Origin of the sequence: Nocardiopsis listeri NBRC 13360 (genome assembly GCF_001570765.1) — a bacterium.
Classification (GTDB): Bacteria; Actinomycetota; Actinomycetes; order Streptosporangiales; family Streptosporangiaceae; genus Nocardiopsis; species Nocardiopsis listeri.
Map to the genome: position 1 here is coordinate 1 of NZ_BCSH01000141.1, position 927 is coordinate 927.

Sequence of the window (927 nt, forward strand, 5' to 3'; positions counted from 1 at the left end):
TCAGCCTCGACTCGATCCATAACTGGCGCCGCCGCCAGGAAACAGAGGGCACCCAGGGCCTGCGCTCGGGCAGGCCGGGCAGGAAACCGGGCGAGCGTACCAAGCTCACCCCCGACCAGGAGCAGGCTCTGGCCCGAGCACTCGTGGAGTACGAACCCCACCAGCTGGGGGTGGGCGGCACCTTGTGGACCGCCGTCAAGGTCGCCGCCGTGGTCCAGGACTTGTTCGGCACCACCTTCACCGACCGGGGCATACGCAAGATCCTGCGCCGCCTGGGGTTGACCTTTCAGCGCCCGGACCGGCGCGCGTTCCAAGCCGACCCCCAAGCCCAACAGGAGTGGATCGAGCAGACCTGGCCGGGCTTGCGTGAGCGGGCCCGAGCCCAAGGAGAACGGGTGATGTTCGCCGATCAGGTCGGGGTGCGCTCGGACCACTTGGCGGGTCGTACCTGGGGGTTGAGCGGGCGCACGCCGACCACCACCAGGAGCGGCAACCGGTTCGGTGTCAACGCCATGAGCGCGATCAGCCCTACCGGCAAGCTGTACTTCACCGTGTTCGAGGGGTCCTTCACCGCCCCGGTGTTCCTCGCTTTCTTGGGCCGGTTGATCAAGCACTTCAACACCAAGGTGCATCTGGTGGTGGACCAGCACTCGGTTCACCGGTCCAAGGCGGTACGCGCCTGGGTCGCGGACCATGCCGAGCAGATCGAGCTGCACTTCCTACCGCCGTATTCACCCCATCTGAACCCTGACGAGCTGGTCAACGCCGACCTGAAGCGGTATCTGGCCGATGAGGTCATCACTGATCGCCGCCGTATGCGGGCCCAGGTGCGTTCGTTCTTCCGTAGCGTTCAGCGGCTCGCGGGTCATGTCCGGGGTTACTTCCAGGCCCCGCACACCAGCTACACCATCAGAACCATCTAGTTCC

The 927-nt window shown here is 65.8% G+C and carries 1 protein-coding gene; it reads left to right on the forward strand.

Features of this window, described 5'->3' with window-relative positions:
• On the forward strand, nucleotides 1-923 hold a 923-nt coding region (locus NLI01S_RS24825), incomplete at its 5' end, for an IS630 family transposase (protein WP_157091143.1).
• Nucleotides 924-927 lie beyond the last annotated feature (4 nt).